Source organism: Prochlorococcus marinus str. MIT 1214 (assembly GCF_027359355.1).
In the GTDB taxonomy this organism is placed as follows: Bacteria; Cyanobacteriota; Cyanobacteriia; order PCC-6307; family Cyanobiaceae; genus Prochlorococcus_B; species Prochlorococcus_B marinus_F.
This window is the reverse complement of sequence record NZ_CP114777.1, coordinates 869,965-886,331: the sequence shown is the minus strand read 5'-3', so window position 1 is coordinate 886,331 and position 16,367 is coordinate 869,965. Positions and strand designations below refer to the sequence as shown.

General features: G+C 36.0%; 16 protein-coding genes, 1 tRNA gene and 1 other RNA gene. 6 read left to right on the top strand and 12 right to left on the bottom strand.

The window, feature by feature from the left end; translation table 11 throughout:
• Positions 1-167 precede the first annotated feature (167 nt).
• The 3 genes from O5639_RS05170 to O5639_RS05160 all read left to right on the top strand — a co-directional run bounded on the left by O5639_RS05170 (position 168) and on the right by O5639_RS05160 (position 2,792).
• A complete protein-coding gene (locus O5639_RS05170) occupies positions 168-620 on the top strand; it encodes an NAD(P)H-quinone oxidoreductase NdhF (protein WP_269625403.1) in 453 nt (150 codons plus the stop codon).
• A gap of 134 nt (positions 621-754) precedes the next feature.
• Complete coding sequence (locus tag O5639_RS05165) at positions 755-1,987, top strand: glycosyltransferase (protein WP_269625402.1); 1,233 nt, start codon at positions 755-757, stop codon at positions 1,985-1,987.
• Between the two features lie 52 nt (positions 1,988-2,039).
• Positions 2,040-2,792, top strand: a complete 753-nt coding sequence (locus O5639_RS05160) for a sugar transferase (protein WP_269625401.1) — start codon at positions 2,040-2,042, stop codon at positions 2,790-2,792.
• 2 nt (positions 2,793-2,794) lie between these two features.
• On the opposite strand, the gene cbiB is transcribed toward O5639_RS05160, so the two are convergent.
• The 5 genes from cbiB to O5639_RS05135 all read right to left on the bottom strand — a co-directional run bounded on the left by cbiB (position 2,795) and on the right by O5639_RS05135 (position 7,416).
• Positions 2,795-3,784 (bottom strand): adenosylcobinamide-phosphate synthase CbiB, encoded by a 990-nt coding sequence (gene cbiB / locus O5639_RS05155; RefSeq protein WP_269625520.1) that lies wholly within the window; start codon positions 3,782-3,784, stop codon positions 2,795-2,797.
• Positions 3,785-3,804: 20 nt separating this feature from the next.
• Positions 3,805-4,800, bottom strand: coding sequence for a ketol-acid reductoisomerase (gene ilvC, locus O5639_RS05150; RefSeq protein ID WP_269625400.1), 996 nt, complete (start codon positions 4,798-4,800; stop codon positions 3,805-3,807).
• Positions 4,801-4,929: 129 nt separating this feature from the next.
• Positions 4,930-5,532, bottom strand: coding sequence for an ATP-dependent Clp protease proteolytic subunit (locus tag O5639_RS05145; RefSeq protein ID WP_269625399.1), 603 nt, complete (start codon positions 5,530-5,532; stop codon positions 4,930-4,932).
• Between the two features lie 61 nt (positions 5,533-5,593).
• Complete coding sequence (locus O5639_RS05140) at positions 5,594-6,268, bottom strand: ATP-dependent Clp protease proteolytic subunit (protein WP_269625398.1); 675 nt, start codon at positions 6,266-6,268, stop codon at positions 5,594-5,596.
• A gap of 38 nt (positions 6,269-6,306) precedes the next feature.
• Positions 6,307-7,416, bottom strand: coding sequence for a PIN/TRAM domain-containing protein (locus tag O5639_RS05135; RefSeq protein WP_269625397.1), 1,110 nt, complete (start codon positions 7,414-7,416; stop codon positions 6,307-6,309).
• Between the two features lie 108 nt (positions 7,417-7,524).
• On the opposite strand from O5639_RS05135, the gene hemW reads away from it, so the two are divergent.
• Entirely contained in the window at positions 7,525-8,754 is a 1,230-nt protein-coding gene (gene hemW, locus O5639_RS05130; RefSeq protein ID WP_269625396.1) for a radical SAM family heme chaperone HemW, read from the top strand.
• Here the strand turns inward: hemW and panB are convergent.
• Positions 8,696-9,514, bottom strand: coding sequence for a 3-methyl-2-oxobutanoate hydroxymethyltransferase (gene panB / locus O5639_RS05125; protein WP_269625395.1), 819 nt, complete (start codon positions 9,512-9,514; stop codon positions 8,696-8,698). The genes hemW and panB overlap by 59 nt on opposite strands.
• Before the next feature lie 42 nt (positions 9,515-9,556).
• Here panB and ffs point away from each other — a divergent pair.
• An RNA gene (ffs, locus tag O5639_RS05120) (signal recognition particle sRNA small type) lies at positions 9,557-9,653 on the top strand.
• 24 nt (positions 9,654-9,677) lie between these two features.
• Here ffs and ftsZ read toward each other — a convergent pair.
• From ftsZ to O5639_RS05090, 6 genes are all read right to left on the bottom strand, one after another.
• Positions 9,678-10,775: a cell division protein FtsZ gene (ftsZ, locus tag O5639_RS05115; RefSeq protein WP_269625394.1), complete on the bottom strand. Its 1,098-nt coding sequence runs from the start codon at positions 10,773-10,775 to the stop codon at positions 9,678-9,680.
• Positions 10,776-10,944: 169 nt separating this feature from the next.
• The gene (locus O5639_RS05110; protein WP_269625393.1) at positions 10,945-11,775 is read right to left on the bottom strand and encodes a cell division protein FtsQ/DivIB; all 831 of its coding nucleotides are present in this window, start codon (positions 11,773-11,775) and stop codon (positions 10,945-10,947) included.
• Entirely contained in the window at positions 11,763-12,173 is a 411-nt protein-coding gene (locus O5639_RS05105; protein WP_269625392.1) for a hypothetical protein, read from the bottom strand. Before O5639_RS05105 ends, O5639_RS05110 begins: the two co-directional genes overlap by 13 nt.
• A 36-nt stretch (positions 12,174-12,209) precedes the next feature.
• Positions 12,210-13,271, bottom strand: a complete 1,062-nt coding sequence (locus O5639_RS05100) for a D-alanine--D-alanine ligase family protein (protein ID WP_269625391.1) — start codon at positions 13,269-13,271, stop codon at positions 12,210-12,212.
• A gap of 52 nt (positions 13,272-13,323) precedes the next feature.
• Complete coding sequence (miaB, locus tag O5639_RS05095; protein ID WP_269625390.1) at positions 13,324-14,715, bottom strand: tRNA (N6-isopentenyl adenosine(37)-C2)-methylthiotransferase MiaB; 1,392 nt, start codon at positions 14,713-14,715, stop codon at positions 13,324-13,326.
• Positions 14,716-14,777: 62 nt separating this feature from the next.
• Positions 14,778-14,850 (bottom strand) — tRNA-His (locus tag O5639_RS05090).
• A gap of 205 nt (positions 14,851-15,055) precedes the next feature.
• On the opposite strand from O5639_RS05090, the gene O5639_RS05085 reads away from it, so the two are divergent.
• Positions 15,056-16,357, top strand: coding sequence for an amidohydrolase family protein (locus O5639_RS05085; RefSeq protein ID WP_269625389.1), 1,302 nt, complete (start codon positions 15,056-15,058; stop codon positions 16,355-16,357).
• Positions 16,358-16,367: the final 10 nt, after the last annotated feature.

Here is a 16,367-nt window from a genome sequence, read left to right as displayed (position 1 = left end):
TGTTTTTACCTCAGTTCCTTGCTAGAAAACATTAAATGTTCTTGCGTGATGAATAGAGCTATTCCGATTATTATTGATTTATATTTAACTCGATTTCCTATGTGTTTTCTTCCAGAACCAATAAAAAAACTCACAGATGCATATAAAATAAAGGTTGTTCGATAACTATGTTATTAAATCTTACTTGGCTAATTCCTGGGCTCCCAATAATTGCATCTACTTTTATCGCGGTGCTCTTATTGAGTTTTAGTAAAACAATGAATAGGCTTACAAAGCCAGTATCATATTTTGTTATTGCCAGTCTTATTTTTTCAGAACTAATCAACTATATTTTATTTAAAGAAAATATAGAAGGGAATGAAATTCTCTTCTGGGGTAAGTTTAGTTTATATGTTGATAGACCAGCATTACTAGTAGCTGAATCAATAGGTTTTATTTTCTTATTGATTATGCTTTTTTCAGTTGCCAAATTAAAAAGAAGAAATGGCTATGTTAGATACTTTATTGTTCTAGGATTATTAAGTGGATGTGTTTATCTATTCTCTTTTAGTGGTAGTTTATTTCACAACCTTTATGATCCATTATTATCATCTTTAGATAAAATTGGTTTTTCTTTTTAGATAAATTATTGGAAAGGCTAAGTAACTTAATTAAAAACAAATTTGGCTTGCATAATTGATGATTTAATTCTATCTTGTCATAGTATCTAAGTTGTAATAAGCTATAAATAATTTTTGGATTTAAGGTTTTTACTTTGAGCGTAAATTCATCTTTAGATCTTCCCAGCAATATTGCATTAGTACACGAATGGTTTACTCCAAGATCGACAGGAGGTGCGGAGAATGTCGTTCAGGTAATTGATGATTTGTTAACTGAAATTGCATCACAGCCAGAACTTTTTTCTTTGGTTGATGAAGAGAGCTTACAAAAAAATAGCTGGCTATTTAAAAGAAAAGTAAAAACTAGCTTTATTCAAAAGTTACCGTTCGGGGTCTCACATGTTCAACAATATCTACCCCTTTTGCCTTTCGCAATTGAGCAGCTAAATCTAGAGGGATATCCATTAGTCATAAGTAGTAGTCATCTTGTCGCTAAGGGTATTTTGACTTCTCCTGACCAACTTCATATTAGTTATGTGCATACACCTGTTAGATACGCTTGGGATCAAATGAATATATATTTGAAACGATCTTTTTTAAAAAGGATTGGCTTAGGACCATTGATTAGATGGCAATTGCATACTTTGAGACAATGGGATCAATTAAGTAGCTCACGAGTAGATTACTTACTGGCAAATTCTAATTTTACGGCAAAGAGGATTTGGAAGTATTGGAGAAGGCGCTCAGAGGTTGTACATCCACCCGTAAATGTAAGTCGTTTTGAATGGAATAAACCTAGAGAAGATTTTTATTTAAGTGTCTGTAGATTGGTCCCTAATAAAAGGGTTGATTTACTTGTTAGGGCTTTTAATAGGCTCAAATTACCTTTAATAGTTGTTGGCGATGGACTTGAAAAGGCCTATTTAGAAAAGCTTGCTGGGCCAACAGTTCAAATTCTCGGTTTTCAAAGCAAAGAGAAGATTGAAAATCTAATGAGCAGTTGTAGAGCATTCGTTTATTCAGGTGTTGAGGATTTCGGCATAGCTCCTGTAGAAGCAATGGCCTCAGGCGCTCCTGTGATTGCTTTTGGTAAGGGTGGGGTTTTAGATACTGTTAAATGCTTTAACGCTAATTCAGCTAAAGGAGCTACTGGACTTTTGTTCCCTAATCAGACTGTGAAGTCTTTAGTTGAGGCAATTGAGTTTTTTAAGGAAAAACAACTTTGGAAAGATTTGAATCCTGAGTTAATTAGAGGTTGGAGTAATTCTTTCTCTCAAGATTCATTTAAAATTAGGTTTGAGAAAAGCATAATTAGAGCTTGGAGGGAGCATATGAATTCTTGTGACATTGCTACTAGTGACCTTAGTTCTTCATCAAGAAAAAATTAATTAAGTATGGTGTGAATTTGTTGAAGTCTTGAGCTTACTAACTCAATAATTTGTGCAAACAAATCCTAGAAAATCTTTATTGCGATGGTCTGAGTTCCGCAAAGGCTCCCCAACAATTCCTTTTGAAGTTATCTCAAAAGAACCTTCTTCTTTGCCTGCTGTAGAAATAATAAGAAATCAAAGTCGATATGGAAGGACCCTAAAAAGGGTGGGAGATGTTCTGTTCTCTTTGCTAGTTTTAACTCTAGGATTGCCAATATTTATCTTAATAGGAATACTAGTAAAGTTAAGTTCTCCAGGAGCTGTTTTTTATATTCAGAAAAGAGTAGGAAGAAACTATAAAGAATTTGGATGTATTAAGTTTCGTACTATGCATAAGGATGCTGATGAATTACTTCCAAATTTATTAGAGAAATCCCCTCTTATGAGAAAGGAATTTGAAAAAGATTTTAAATTACGGCAAGACCCTAGGATAACAAAATTAGGTAGATTTCTTCGCCGATCCAGTCTAGATGAATTGCCTCAATTTTTTAATGTTTTAAAAGGGGAGATGAGTGTTGTTGGACCAAGACCAATAGTGAGTAATGAGATAAATAAATATAGTCTTTTTATGGAAGAAGTTATCTCTGTTAGACCTGGATTAACAGGTTTATGGCAGGTTAGTGGCAGAAATAATCTTAGTTATAAGAAAAGGGTTGAATTAGATTTGGTATACGCAAGAAATAGAAATTTTATACTGGATTTAGAAATCATTATTCTTACATTAGGTGTGCTACTCTTCCCTATGGATAGAGGTGCTTTTTGAATTTATAAATTTATAAATTTGATTATCAAGAAAAAACCTAAAATCCAAGCCAGTTGAAGCCTCAGGCTTAGATTAAGTATCCTTTTTACGGAATTTATGCTTGCTATGGGATAGGACTTTGCAATTATTGGTTTTATCTTTTTTTTACCTTTGTAATAGTTAACACCCCCCATTCTTACTTCGGCGCAATAAGCAAATATGGCTTCAGAGATTCCCGAGTTTGGGGAAGCATCAACGATACCATCGTTCCAAGAGGCTTTGATTGTTTTGAAAATTGATTGTCTGGTATTACAACAAAAAGGAAGCGTGATCAATACAATCCTTGAAGGAATCCATGTCATCAAATCATCTAACTTCGCTCCAGTAAAGCCAAGCCACTTCAATTTCCCTTCTTTGTATCCAAGCATTGAATCAATAGTGCTAGATGCTTTAAAGATCCATGCCATTGCTAATGGGCCTGGTATGGATTGGTTGAATTGCCAGAAAAAAGTCCCTATAAAAATCCAAAATAATGGAGCAAAAATACCGTCCACAGAATTTTCACTTGCTGTTTCAGCTGAAGCTCTAAGAATTTCATTGGTATCCAAATGCTGAACATCTCTACCAACAATAAGACTTAATTTTTCTCTTATATTACTTAGATTATCCCTAGTATTTTCTTCCCTTATTAAATTTAGAATTTCTAAAATACTTTTATTTAGACTTCTTGAGGCAAGCGAACTACTTAAAATAAAAGCAAAAATTAATGTACTTAAAATAGGATTTTTTGTTTCAAAAAATAGAAATAATCTTTCTATAATCCATCCAGATATACCACTTAATGATACTACTATAAATGTAATTATTATGCCTCCAATATATAACTTTGATTTATTTTCTTTCGCAATTCTCTCAGCTAACCCTTTCGAAAAACTAATAACCACGCCCATAAATTGTACTGGGTGTGGTAAGTTTTTGGGATCCCCTATTAAAAGGTCAAGAATAAAGGCAATTAAGATTAAGTGAATGATATTTATTCTGATTTAAGCCAACTAAACATCGAGCGAAGTGTTTTTCCTACTTTCTCTATTGGAAGTTCTGAGTCTTTTTGCCGAATTCTCTTCATTTCAGGTTTTCCTGCTTCGCATTCTTTTACAAAGTTTTTAGCAAAAGTACCATCTTGAATATCTGCAAGAATATTTTTCATTTCTTCTTTTGTCTCTTGGGTTATTAACCTTGGTCCGCTTACGTAATCTCCATATTCAGCTGTATTTGAAATTGAGTCCCTCATTGCAGTTAGACCTCCTTTAACCATTAGGTCAACTATTAATTTGACTTCATGCAAGCATTCAAAGTATGCCAATTCAGGTTGATAACCTGCTTCTACAAGAGTTTCAAAACCAGCTTTGACTAACTCTGATAGGCCTCCACATAAAACTGCTTGTTCGCCAAAAAGATCAGTTTCGGTTTCTTCTTTGAAATTAGTTTCTAAAATCCCAGCGCGTGTTCCGCCAATACCTTTTGCATATGCCATTGCAAGTGCTCGCGCATTGCCTGAGGCATCTTGCTCTATGGCAAATAAAGCAGGAACTCCTTGACCATTTTGATACTCCCATCTGACAGTGTGACCTGGCCCTTTTGGGGCAATCATTACTACATCTACAAATTCAGGTGGTTTTATTAATTCAAAGCGAATATTGAAACCATGAGCAAAACTTAGTATTTTCCCAGGTTTTAAATGAGGTGCTATCTCTTTGGAGTAAACATCTTTTTGAAACTCGTCAGGCAAAAGAATCATTATCCAATCTGCCCTCTCGGACGCCTCGGCGACGCTTAAAACTTCCAAACCATCAGATAATGCTTTACTGGCTGAGCGACTTCCTTCATAAAGCCCAACAACAACTTTGATGCCACTATCTTTCAAATTCAATGCATGCGCGTGGCCTTGAGATCCATAGCCAATAATTGCAACGGTTTTATCTTGAAGAAGACCTAGGTCAGCATCGGAGTCGTAAAAAAGTTTTGCCATGTGAGTGGGTATTTCAGAACTGTATTAAGGCTGAGCTTACGAAATAGAGTGCTATTGATACCAATTTCATTGATATATTTTTTTAACTATCAAGACAATTTAATTATTGATAACACCACATTTTTTATCTTAACTTTCATTTGGATGGGTTATCACTCGGTCAATAAGGCCATAATTTTTTGCTTCTTCCGCGCTCAAAAAGTAATCACGATCAGTATCTTTTTCTATCTTTTCATATGTTTGTCCAGTCATTTCTGCCATGGATTTATTGAGCATTTCTTTTATTCTAAGAATCTCACGTGCTTCTATCTCAATGTCACTTGCTTGTCTTTGGGCAGTACCTCCAAGCGGCTGGTGAATCATGATTCTGCTGTGGGGTAGAGCAAGCCTTTTGCCTTTTGTTCCTGCAGAGAGTAAAAAAGCACCCATTGAGGCTGCTAATCCAACACAAATGGTTACCAGGTCACTTTTTACATATTTCATCGTGTCATAGATAGCTAAACCGGCGGTGACGGAGCCTCCAGGACTATTTATATACAAATAGATTGGTTTACTGCTGTCTTCAGAATCAAGATAAAGCATCTGGGCTACAAGGCTATTTGCAATCCCGTCGTTTACTTCTTGACCAAGAAATAGAATTCTCTCCGCTCCAAGTCTTGTATATATATCAACCCATCTTTCGAATTGACTTCCTGGAAGGCGGTATGGAACGCTTGGAGTACCTATAGGCATGGCTAATTAATGTTTAGTAGTTGAGGTTAATGATTGAAAATAAATTGGAACAATTATTTGGTTATGTGGGTAACACCTTCTCTCCTGGCAAATCTTTTCTACTGGTAAGAACGCGATCTATAATTCCATAATCAACTGCTTCATGAGGGTTAAGATAGCTCATTCGATCTGAGTCTTTAGATAATTGATCTACTGACCTTCCAGTGTTATGGCTAAGGATTTCTAGCATTGCTTTCTTATTGTGAATGACTTCCTTAGCTCTGATTTGGATATCAGTTGCTTGGCCTTGAGCACCACTTCTAGGCTGATGAAGAACAATTGATGCATGAGGAAGTGCTGCTCGTTGCCCTTTCGTTCCAGCTGAGAGGATTACTGCTGCGGTTCCCATCGCTTGACCTATACAGATAGTATGGACGGGAGGCTTCACGTATCTGAGAGTGTCGCAGATTGCAAAGGCTTCCGTTTCAAATCCGATTGCATCTCCCGTGTACCAACTCGTTCCAGTTGAGTTAATGTAAAAATAAATAGGTTTCTCAGAATTATCGAATTCCAAAAACAGAAGTTGGGCAATAATCAGTTCAGTTACATCCATTCCTAGTTGCCTTTTGGCATCATCATCGGAAAATAATGGCAAGCCTAAGTAAACTATCCTTTCTTTCAGAAGAAGTGATGGTAAATCAGGTGGAGGAGTTCTCATTACGGCAGAATCGCCATAATACGGGGAAGATGCAGTCATATGAAGTTAAGTCTTCTTGGATTCGAGCCTAGCTAGATCTAGCCTTGAGATGCTTTTGTTGTTTCATATTTGTTCGGGGGCTGATCATTTGAAGCTTTACTAAAAACCATTCGGCCCGTCGGTGTTTGTAATGCTCCAGTCACAACTACTTCTATTCTTTTACCAATCCATTGGAGACCCTCCTCAATAACTACCATTGTGCCATCTTCAAGATAGGCAATACCTTGTGAGTTTTCCTTCCCTTCTCTAACTACTTTTAAATTTAACTTCTCACCAGGTTGAACTTCAGGCCTAACTGCAAGTACTAGATCACTTAAGTTCAGAACTTTTATTTCTTGGACTAGAGCTACTTGAGATAAGTTGTAATCAACAGTGATTAATATTCCTGAAATGTCTGAGGTTAATTTTAGAAGAATTTCATCAGTTCCTTCTCCTTCATATTTTGTACTATTGATAACTAATCTTCTTCCATAACTTTCTCTTAATTGGTTAAGTAATTTTAGTCCTCTCCTTCCTTTCCCTCTCTTTTCGTTGTTACTTGAGTCAGCTAGTTTTTGTAGTTCATCCATAACTGATTGGGCTACAATTATTTGCCCTTCTATGAGTCCAAACCTAAGGAGAGATTGAATGCGACCATCAATTATAACGCTGGTATCTAAAACTTTTGCACTGGCTGGAGTTAGAATTCCATCTGCCATTAACAAAGATTCAGTGCTACTTGGATTGAAAAGACGTAAAACTGTTCGTCCATGAACATCGGCAAGGTTATATCCAAGTACTCCAAAAAAAATATTGCTAAGTACAGCAAAAATAGGCTTTACAAAAAACAATTCAGCGGGTAAAGGTAAAAGGAGTAAAGGTATTAATAAAAGGGTTGCGATGACAAGTCCAAGAACTATGCCAACAGATCTACTAATCAGTAGATCTGTTGGCATAGTTCTTATTCTTTTGGTTAATTTATTTCTAAATTGCTGAAAAAGGAAGGCTATTAACAAACCTACAAGAGCTGTTAATCCTGATAGAGCAATTTTTAAATTTTTTAAATTAGTAATATGATCTAAAGTCTCTTCAGGTAACCAATTCACACCAATCCATCCGGTGATTGCACCTGATATTAGAAATAAAACCAGAATAACTAAGTCTGCCATATATTCAGGTTATGCTGGCTTCTCGTTTTTTACTAAAGCTTTATTTATTTTCAAAGATTTGGATTGTAAAAGTGACCATTTATTTGGGTTTGTATATCTAGAGCTCAAATGGTAGCTCCACCAAGAAGTGCATATTTGCATATACCCTTTTGCCATAAAAGATGTTTTTACTGTGATTTTTCCATTATCCCTTTAGGTGATAGCGCTCAAGCTCTAGGTAGTCCAGGGATAAACTCTATTAACGCATATTTGGATTTACTTCATAGAGAGATTTCAATTGCCCCTAGAGGTCCTGCATTGTCAACAATCTATTTGGGAGGCGGAACTCCTTCTTTACTAAAGAAAGAGGAGGTGGGTGATTTGTTGAAAAATCTTCAAAAAAAATTTGGATTTCAAGATGGTGCGGAGATAACAATGGAGGTTGATCCAGCAACATTTTTTGAAAATGATTTGAATGGATATATAGAAATTGGAATTAATAGATTTAGCTTGGGAGGTCAGGCATTTGATGATATTACGTTGGCTTCAATTGGTAGAAAACATAATCGATCACAATTAATAGAGGCTTGTAATTGGGTAAATAACTTATTTAAAAAAGGCATGCTTAGAAGCTGGAGTCTTGATTTGATTCAAAATCTTCCAGGATTGAATTTATCTAAGTGGATTAAAGAGTTGGAACTAGCAGTTCATACAGAAGCCCCTCATTTGTCAATTTATGATTTAACTATCGAACCAGATACTGTTTTTGGAAGAATACACAAAAAAGGAAAGTTGAATATCCCTCTTGAATCAGAAGCTCAAAAAATAGATTTTGAAACTCACAGATTTCTTAAAAGTACTGGTTTCTCTCGATACGAGATTTCAAGTTATTCATTGCCTGGTCATGCATCTAGACATAATCGTATGTATTGGAGTGGTTCTGGTTGGTGGGGTTTTGGGATGGGTGCAACAAGTGCTCCTTGGGGGGAGAGATTCTCTAGACCCAGAACAATTGCTGGTTATAAAAAATGGCTTGAGCAACAAGAGAGTCAATTATTAGAAAAAACTTTGTCTCAAGAAAAGTCAAAACCGATGCCACTGGATGAACAACTTATGATTGGTCTCAGGAGACGTGAAGGTGTTCATTTGGAGGAACTTGCTAAAAATGTTGGATGGACACAAAAAGAATGTGATGAGAATTTAAAAAAATTGGAGAAATATTGGCTAAATTTTTTAAACGAAGGATATCTATTAAGAAAAAACGGAAGGTATTTTTTAAGTGATCCTAAGGGGATGCAAATTAGCAATCAGATTTTGATTCAGATGTTTTTATGGTGGGATTCACTTGGTCAAGATTAGTAGATTTAATCCATTTTTTTAGGGCATCAATGCAAAGGTCTCGACCAGCAAGTAAAGGCTTTGCAAAAGGAGGCTGTGCAATTGAAAGGCCAAGAATATCAGCTGTGACTCTTACCTGCCCATCGCAATCACTTCCTGCACCAATTCCAATCACAGGAATTTCTAAATGTTTCTTTAGACGGCTGGCAATTTCTCCTGGAATATGTTCTAGAACTATTGCAAAACATCCTGCCTCTTGAAGCATTTTTGAATCGTTGAAAATTTTTTCTTGACTATCTCTATCCCTGGCTTGTGATTTATATCCAAGTTGATGAACTGATTGCGGAGTTAGACCAAGATGACCCATTACTGGAATTCCCATTCTAATAAGTCGTTTGATTACCAATAAAGTCTCAGGTTCCGCTCCTTCAAGTTTCACTGCTGAGGCAGAGGAGTTTTTCAGGAGAGTACCAGCAGCTTCAACTGCCTTGTCTTCTCCGCATTGATAACTTAAGAAAGGTAGATCACAAACTACTAATGGTTGTTCGGAAAGAGGTTTACAAAAACCTCTACAAACAGCCTGTGTGTGGTGCAGCATTTGATCAAGTGTTACCGGAAGTGTCGTTGCATGTCCCAAGACAACCATTCCAAGTGAATCTCCCACAAGAACGACATCAGCTCCTGCGGTCTCGACTATTGAAGATGAGATAGCATCCCACGCAGTTAACACTGTTATCTGTTTGCCCAACTTTTTAAAACTAACCAATTCTGTGGTTTGCATTTAATTCTTAATAACGTGTTTAGCTATTGCTAGAATGTTAATGACTCGGCCCCATGCGGCTGTGACGCTCAAACCTGGTCAGGACCGGAAGGTAGCAGCCATACGGGATGCTCAAAGCAGGCGTGGACTCCGGGTCACCTTAATCTAGGTAAAGTGATTAAGCTTAACGATTTTGTCTTAAACGTAAAAACTCAGGTATCGAAGCCCCTGCTTCCCTAGCTTCTGATTGCTCATAAAGTGATTGTGGCGAGAGTCTTGCTCTATTTCTTTCGTTTGAATAGATTTGATTACTGTCGAATCCAGTAGCAATAACTGTTACTTGTATCTCACCCTCAAGTTTTTCATCAACAACTGTTCCTACGATGATATTCGCTTCCGGATCTACTACATCGGATATGACTTCAGAAGCAGATGTCATATCTTCAAGAGTCATGTCTTTCCCACCAGTTATGTTAATCACACATCCTTTTGCCCCGTCTATTCTAGCTGCCTCTAACAGAGGACTATTGATTGCGGCTTGAGCTGCTTCAAGAGCTCTTGATCTTCCAGAGCCTAAACCAATTCCTAAAAGCGCAGTACCAGCTTCGGTCATAACAGAACGCACATCAGCAAAATCTACATTCACTAATCCAGGACAAGTGATTATGTCGCTTATACCTTGAACTCCTTTCATGAGAACATCATCAGCGCTTCTAAAGGCTTCTTGCAAAGGTGCTCCTGAAATTACATCTTTTAGTCTGTCGTTTGGGATGACAATTAACGTATCAACATTCTCGGCAAGCCTTGCGATACCTTCATCGGCTTGTCTTAAACGACGTTTTCCTTCAAAACTGAAAGGTTTGGTAACTATTCCTACTGTCAAAGCACCACTTTCTTTGGCGACTTGAGCAACGACAGGGGCTGCTCCAGTTCCAGTACCACCTCCCATTCCAGCGGCAATAAATACCAGGTCAACCCCTTCTAAAGCTTGCTGAAGATCGGCTCTCGATTCTTCTGCTGCCTTTTGACCAATGCTTGGATTGCCGCCTGCCCCAAGGCCTCTAGTTAAGCTTTGACCAAGCTGAACTCTATGGGTAGCGGATGATTGTATAAGAGCTTGAGCGTCTGTATTGAGTACTCGATATGTGACTCCATCGAGATCACTATTAATCATTCGGTTGACGGCATTACTTCCGCCGCCACCAACGCCAATAACCTCAATACGTGCAGATTGACTGGGCAGGATTCCTTCATCCATATTGAAACTAGATTTGTTTCCCATTCCCATCACCATATTCAGGATTAGAACTCATTTTTGGCATTATGAACATCATCCATGAATTCTGTTGGCTTATAAGTTCAAATTGATGAACAAATTAATTTCCCTGATTGACCATGAATTTCTATTAATTTATTAGAAAATTCTGAAAACTTTAGTCATAGCAAGGTATTTAGTCTTCATTGGTCAGTATTTTTTCTATTTTTAATTCTGGTTTGCTCGGATCTTTAAGATCCACAATCTTTACTTTTGTGTTGATTAAAAGATTTGGTAATGATTTTTGTAGCTGGTTGAGTTTATTAATTTGCTCGATTAAGCGATCAGTTCCTGAGCCTAAAAGGATTAAATCGAAGTGCTCGGTTTTTAGGCTGATTTCTTGAAGAGGATTTATTTTGATTTTTTGAAGAGGGCTTTGAAAAATAAATCTATTTTTAATTATTAAAATAATTTCTTTTTTTTTATTTGGATTCCAATTCTCTATAGATAATTTTATTTTATTTTTTTTTGATTTATTTACGAATTGAAGAGGTATCCATGATCCTTCAATATCAATCATTCCTTTTTCAATATTGTTTGAAACAACACGACTCGCAAAAGCTATTGGCTCTCTTTCTAAAATATTTAGATGAATTTCGGGAGGGAAAAACTTTCTACTTACTGAAACCCCTTTAATAGGAAGCTTTTTTATTAAATAGGATTCAATTTCTTTTGGATTCAATTCTAACAAATTTCTTGGATAAAAAATACTAGTTGTTTGTTTGATATCGTTATTTGATATTCCAGATAGACCAGTAATTTTAGTTTGATCAAAACTTATTGGCTTAAATGCTTGGTTTGAAAATGTAAGAATCAGCAAAATTGAAGTGCTTGAAAAAAAAAGTAATTGCCAAAGTTCAATTAGAAAATTTTTATTTTGAAAAATATACGAGACTTTTTCATTTGATATTCGATTGTTGTTATTTAATTTTCTGTTTTTTCTTTTATTTGATTTCAAAGGTCGCATCTTGCTCTGGACATAAGCTTGTCCATCCATTGACGAGCTCGCTCAGCATCTGAAAAAGGCACATCTATTTCTCTCCCTGAACCAATAAGTCTGAGTCGGCAACGTCCTTCAGATTCTTGTGTTAAAGGTGCTTCTCCTGAACTCAGAGCCATCAGTTCAACCATTTCTAATTTCTTAACTTCGAAACTTGCTTCCTCCTTGAAACTGCCAGCCTCAAAGCTACTCCAGCATAAAATACCAGCTTTTAATCGAGCAGCTCCTGTCCCATCAAGCTTGGCGAGTTCTGAACCTTTAGCCCAAATCAAATAGAGATTCTGTCGCCTTCTCTCTATCCAGCCAAGGGAAGCTATGAGAATAAAAGCCATCAATAATGGCAACCAAAGGAGACCGTGAATCATTTTTTAAAAAAGAAATCTAAAAAAGTCATGGTTACGTTATTCTTTTGCTGTTTCTATGAGACTAGCAACAAGTTTTTCTAGTTTTAATCCAGAAGCTTCCCACAATGTTGGATACATGCTTGTTTTAGTAAAGCCTGGCAAGGTATTAACTTCATTTATATAAATCTTTTGCGTGCTTTCTACGTAAAAGAAATCAACTCTTGCCAAACCATAAGCATTAATAGCTTTACATGCCTCGATAGATAGCTTTTGTATTTTATTAACTATATTTAAATTTAAATCAGCTGGGATGATTGTATTGCTCAGATTCTCATCGTATTTGGACTCATATGTATACCAATCAGTTTGAAACTTAACTTCGCCTACAACTGATGATTTCATTGTGGACTTTCCTAATACTCCACATTCAAGTTCTCTCCCTTCAATATTTTTTTCTATTATGATTCTTTTATCATATTTTCCTGCAATTTCTATTCCAGTAATTAGTTCTTTTTTTGAGTATGCTTTGGATATGCCAATAGAGGAACCCAGGTTGGCTGGCTTTACAAAACATGGATAGTTTATTATATTTTCAATTTTATTAAAAACAGATTCCATGACTAATTTATGATATAAATTCTCTTTATGTATATAAATATATGGAGCTTGAGGTAGATTAAATGATTTGAAAATTGATTTCATTGCTATTTTATCCATACCTAAAGATGAGCCAAGAGTTCCTGATCCAACAAAAGGCTTTCCTGTTAATTTAAATAATCCCTGAATAACTCCATCCTCCCCATTTGGACCATGTAATGCAGGAAACCATATATCAACTTTGTTACTTTCTTTTGCAAAGTTAGTAAGATTATTTATAGATTCTTCATGGTTTTTTATTGTTTTAGTTGACTCTTTGCTTTTAATCAAAATTGACTTTGAGTATTCTGAATCTTCCCAAAAACCATACTTATCTATATAAATGGGGTTTACAAAAAAGCGCTCACGATTAGAAGAATGACATAAGGCATTGTAAATAGTTTTAGCTGATTTGATAGAAACTTCATGTTCACTTGAATTTCCACCAAAAACTAGACCTATAGTGAGTTTTTTATTCAACATTTCTATTATGGTTCTGAGTATTTCAAAAGGTGATTTATTAAATTTATCAACATTATGAAAAGATTCCAGTTAACGAGAATGGACGTATTTCATTAATTTTTATTGTCACTATTTCTCCTGGTTTATGTGATTTGATATTGCTTGATGATCTTGGTATAAATGTTAGTCTATTTGTTCTAGTTCTTCCCATTAATTGGGAAGTATCTTTAGAATTTATATTCTCTATAAGTATTTCCTGTAATGAGTCTTTATATCTTAAATTTCTTTCTTTTGCGGTCTTTTTCACTAAGTGATTAATTTCTCTTAGTCTATCAATTTTTATTGTTTCAGGTAATTGATTAGGCCACAAAGCAGCAGGAGTATTTGGCCTTGGAGAGTAGGCTGCAGTATTAACAAGATCAAATTTAACATCCTCTATAAGTGATAGTGTTTCTTCGAATTCATCTCTCGTCTCTTCTGGAAAAGCTACAATTGCATCAGAAGTAATCGATGACTCAGGAATTTTTTGTTTTATATAATCTATAATTTCTTTATAGGTTTGAACGGTATAGCCACGACCCATATTTTTGAGTACTTTATTACTTCCACTTTGGAACGGGATATGAAAGTGTTCACAAACTTTAGGAAGTCTTGCACATACATCTATTAACTCTTTTGTGAAATACCTGGGATGACTTGTGGCAAATCTAATACGCTCAATTCCTTCAATATCATGAATATATTCTAATAAATATGAAAGTGTTAATTGTCCAGATTTATTAAACTCATAAGCTTTAAAATCTCTGCCATAAGCATCTATATTTTGCCCTAAAAGAGTTATTTCTTTGTATCCAATTCTCGCTAACTCTTCTATTTCATGTTTAATAGCTTGTGGTGTTCTTGATTGCTCTTTGCCTCTAACCGAGGGGACTACGCAATAAGTGCATCGCTCATTGCATCCATAGATAATGTTGACCCAACCGCAGACAGCGCTCTCTCTTCTTGCTGTTGCTATGTCTTCGTATATGTGCTGTTCATCAGTCGCTAGAACTTGGTGTCCGTTGTCAACTTGATTAAGAAGAGTCTCCAGCCGATTTGCATGCTGAGGCCCCATTACAAGATCTATTTCAGGAACTCTTCTTAATAGAGCTTCACCTTCTTGTTGAGCTAGGCATCCTGCAATAATAATTTTTAAATGAGGATCTGATTTTTTTCTTAAAGCTTGCCTTCCTAAATAGCTATAAACTTTTTGCTCAGCATTATCACGAATAGTACAAGTGTTATAGAGAATTAAATCTGCTTTAAGTTCCTCCTCTGCAAGCTGATATCCCATTGTTTGCAAGATGCCTGACATTCTTTCTGAATCAGCTTTATTCATTTGACATCCAAAAGTGGTAATCCAATAGCTTCCTCTGTTGGTCCTTAAGGATGTGCTTTGTTTATTAGGAACTATGGATGCTGTCATCGCAGGTTTATTTTTTTCCTTAGAAAAAAGATTTTTGAAATTGATTACAAAAAATGTTCAAGGGCGAGCGAGGGGATTCGAACCCCCGAATAGCGGCGCCACAAGCCGCTGCCTTAACCACTTGGCGACGCCCGCCTTGTGCTTTTAATCTACCAATGATTTGTCATTTTGAGATTCCAAAATGATTTTGGTAAAAAATTTAGCTTGTAAACATTGTAGATAGTAAGGAATAAATTTTTGACTTTTTATATTTTGATCACAACGCAATTGACAGGTATTGAAGTTACTGTGTAATTAGAACCCGAATTAATAAAAGCTCGGGATTGAAATCTATTCAAAAGTGAATTTCGCAAAAAATGTTGAATTGATTGCAAGTCCTCCAAAATCTGGGCGTGTAGATGTTCTTGTCCCAAGATGTTTGATTGGAAATGGAAAGGATGTATTAGGAACATCAATTGATCAAGAAGGCTTGTCCTCTATTCAAATTGAATGGCGGGATGGAACGATTACCTCAATTAAGGGTTTAAAAGAAACATCTAAAGTTCCTGAGGAAATTCTTCTGCCAAGATTTGCGGAACCTCATGCACACATAGATAAAGCATTCTCATGGTACCGTTCATCCAATTTGAAAGGTACGTACAAAGAAGCCTTAGTTGCGAATCTAAGTGAATATGAATTGAGGTCCAAAGATGAATTGATTTTCAGCGTTGAAAAGTCTCTCAATCTAGCTCTTGTTAATGGGATCAGGGCAATTAGATCCCATATTGATAGTTTTGGAAAAACTGCAATGAGAGATTGGGATCTTTTGGAGGATGTTAGAAAAAAATGGCAAGAAAAAATTTTCTTACAGTTTGTAGCTTTGGTTCCATTGGACTTTTGGCAAACTGATGAAGGAGCTCTTTTAGCTCAAAGAGTTGCTTCCAATGGAGATCTTTTAGGTGGAGTAATAGCTCCTCCTTTTAACAGGAGGAGGACTTTTAAGTCCCTATTGCATCTAGTGCAACTCGCAAATAGACTTAATTGTGATATTGATCTACATATTGATGAGTCTCAGTCTTGTTCGGCTGGAGGATTGAAATTACTTCTAGAAGTATTAGGTAAAGTTGAAAATGAGATGTCAATAACTTGTAGTCATTTAAGCAGCATGGGATTACTGAAAGAAAAGGCGATTTCACATTTGGCAAAAAAAATGGCTAAAAATAAGTTAAAGGTCGTTGCTTTGCCTCTAACTAATTCTTGGCTTCTTGGAAGAAAAGATCGCTCCACTTTAATTAAAAGACCGCTGGCTCCAATATTTCAACTTCAAAAGGCTGGAGTTGTTGTATCTGTTGGAGGGGACAATATCAATGATGCATGGTTCCCTTTGTCTAATTTTGATCCAATAAATTTAATGGCTTTTTCCATGCCAATTGCTCATTTATCTCCCTGGGACAGATTAGGCCTTTCACCGTTTACCTCGTCTGCAGCACAAGTGCTTAGCCTTCAATGGGATGGCCTTTTTCAAAAGGGAAGTCCTGCCGATTTTATTTTGTTAGATTCAAATAGTTGGGTCAAAGCTTTGTCTGATAGACCTAAACGAAGAGTAGTCGTTAATGGTGAATTCTTGAATGAATTGCCTAAAACAAAAAATCAACATTCATAAATGATGAGTC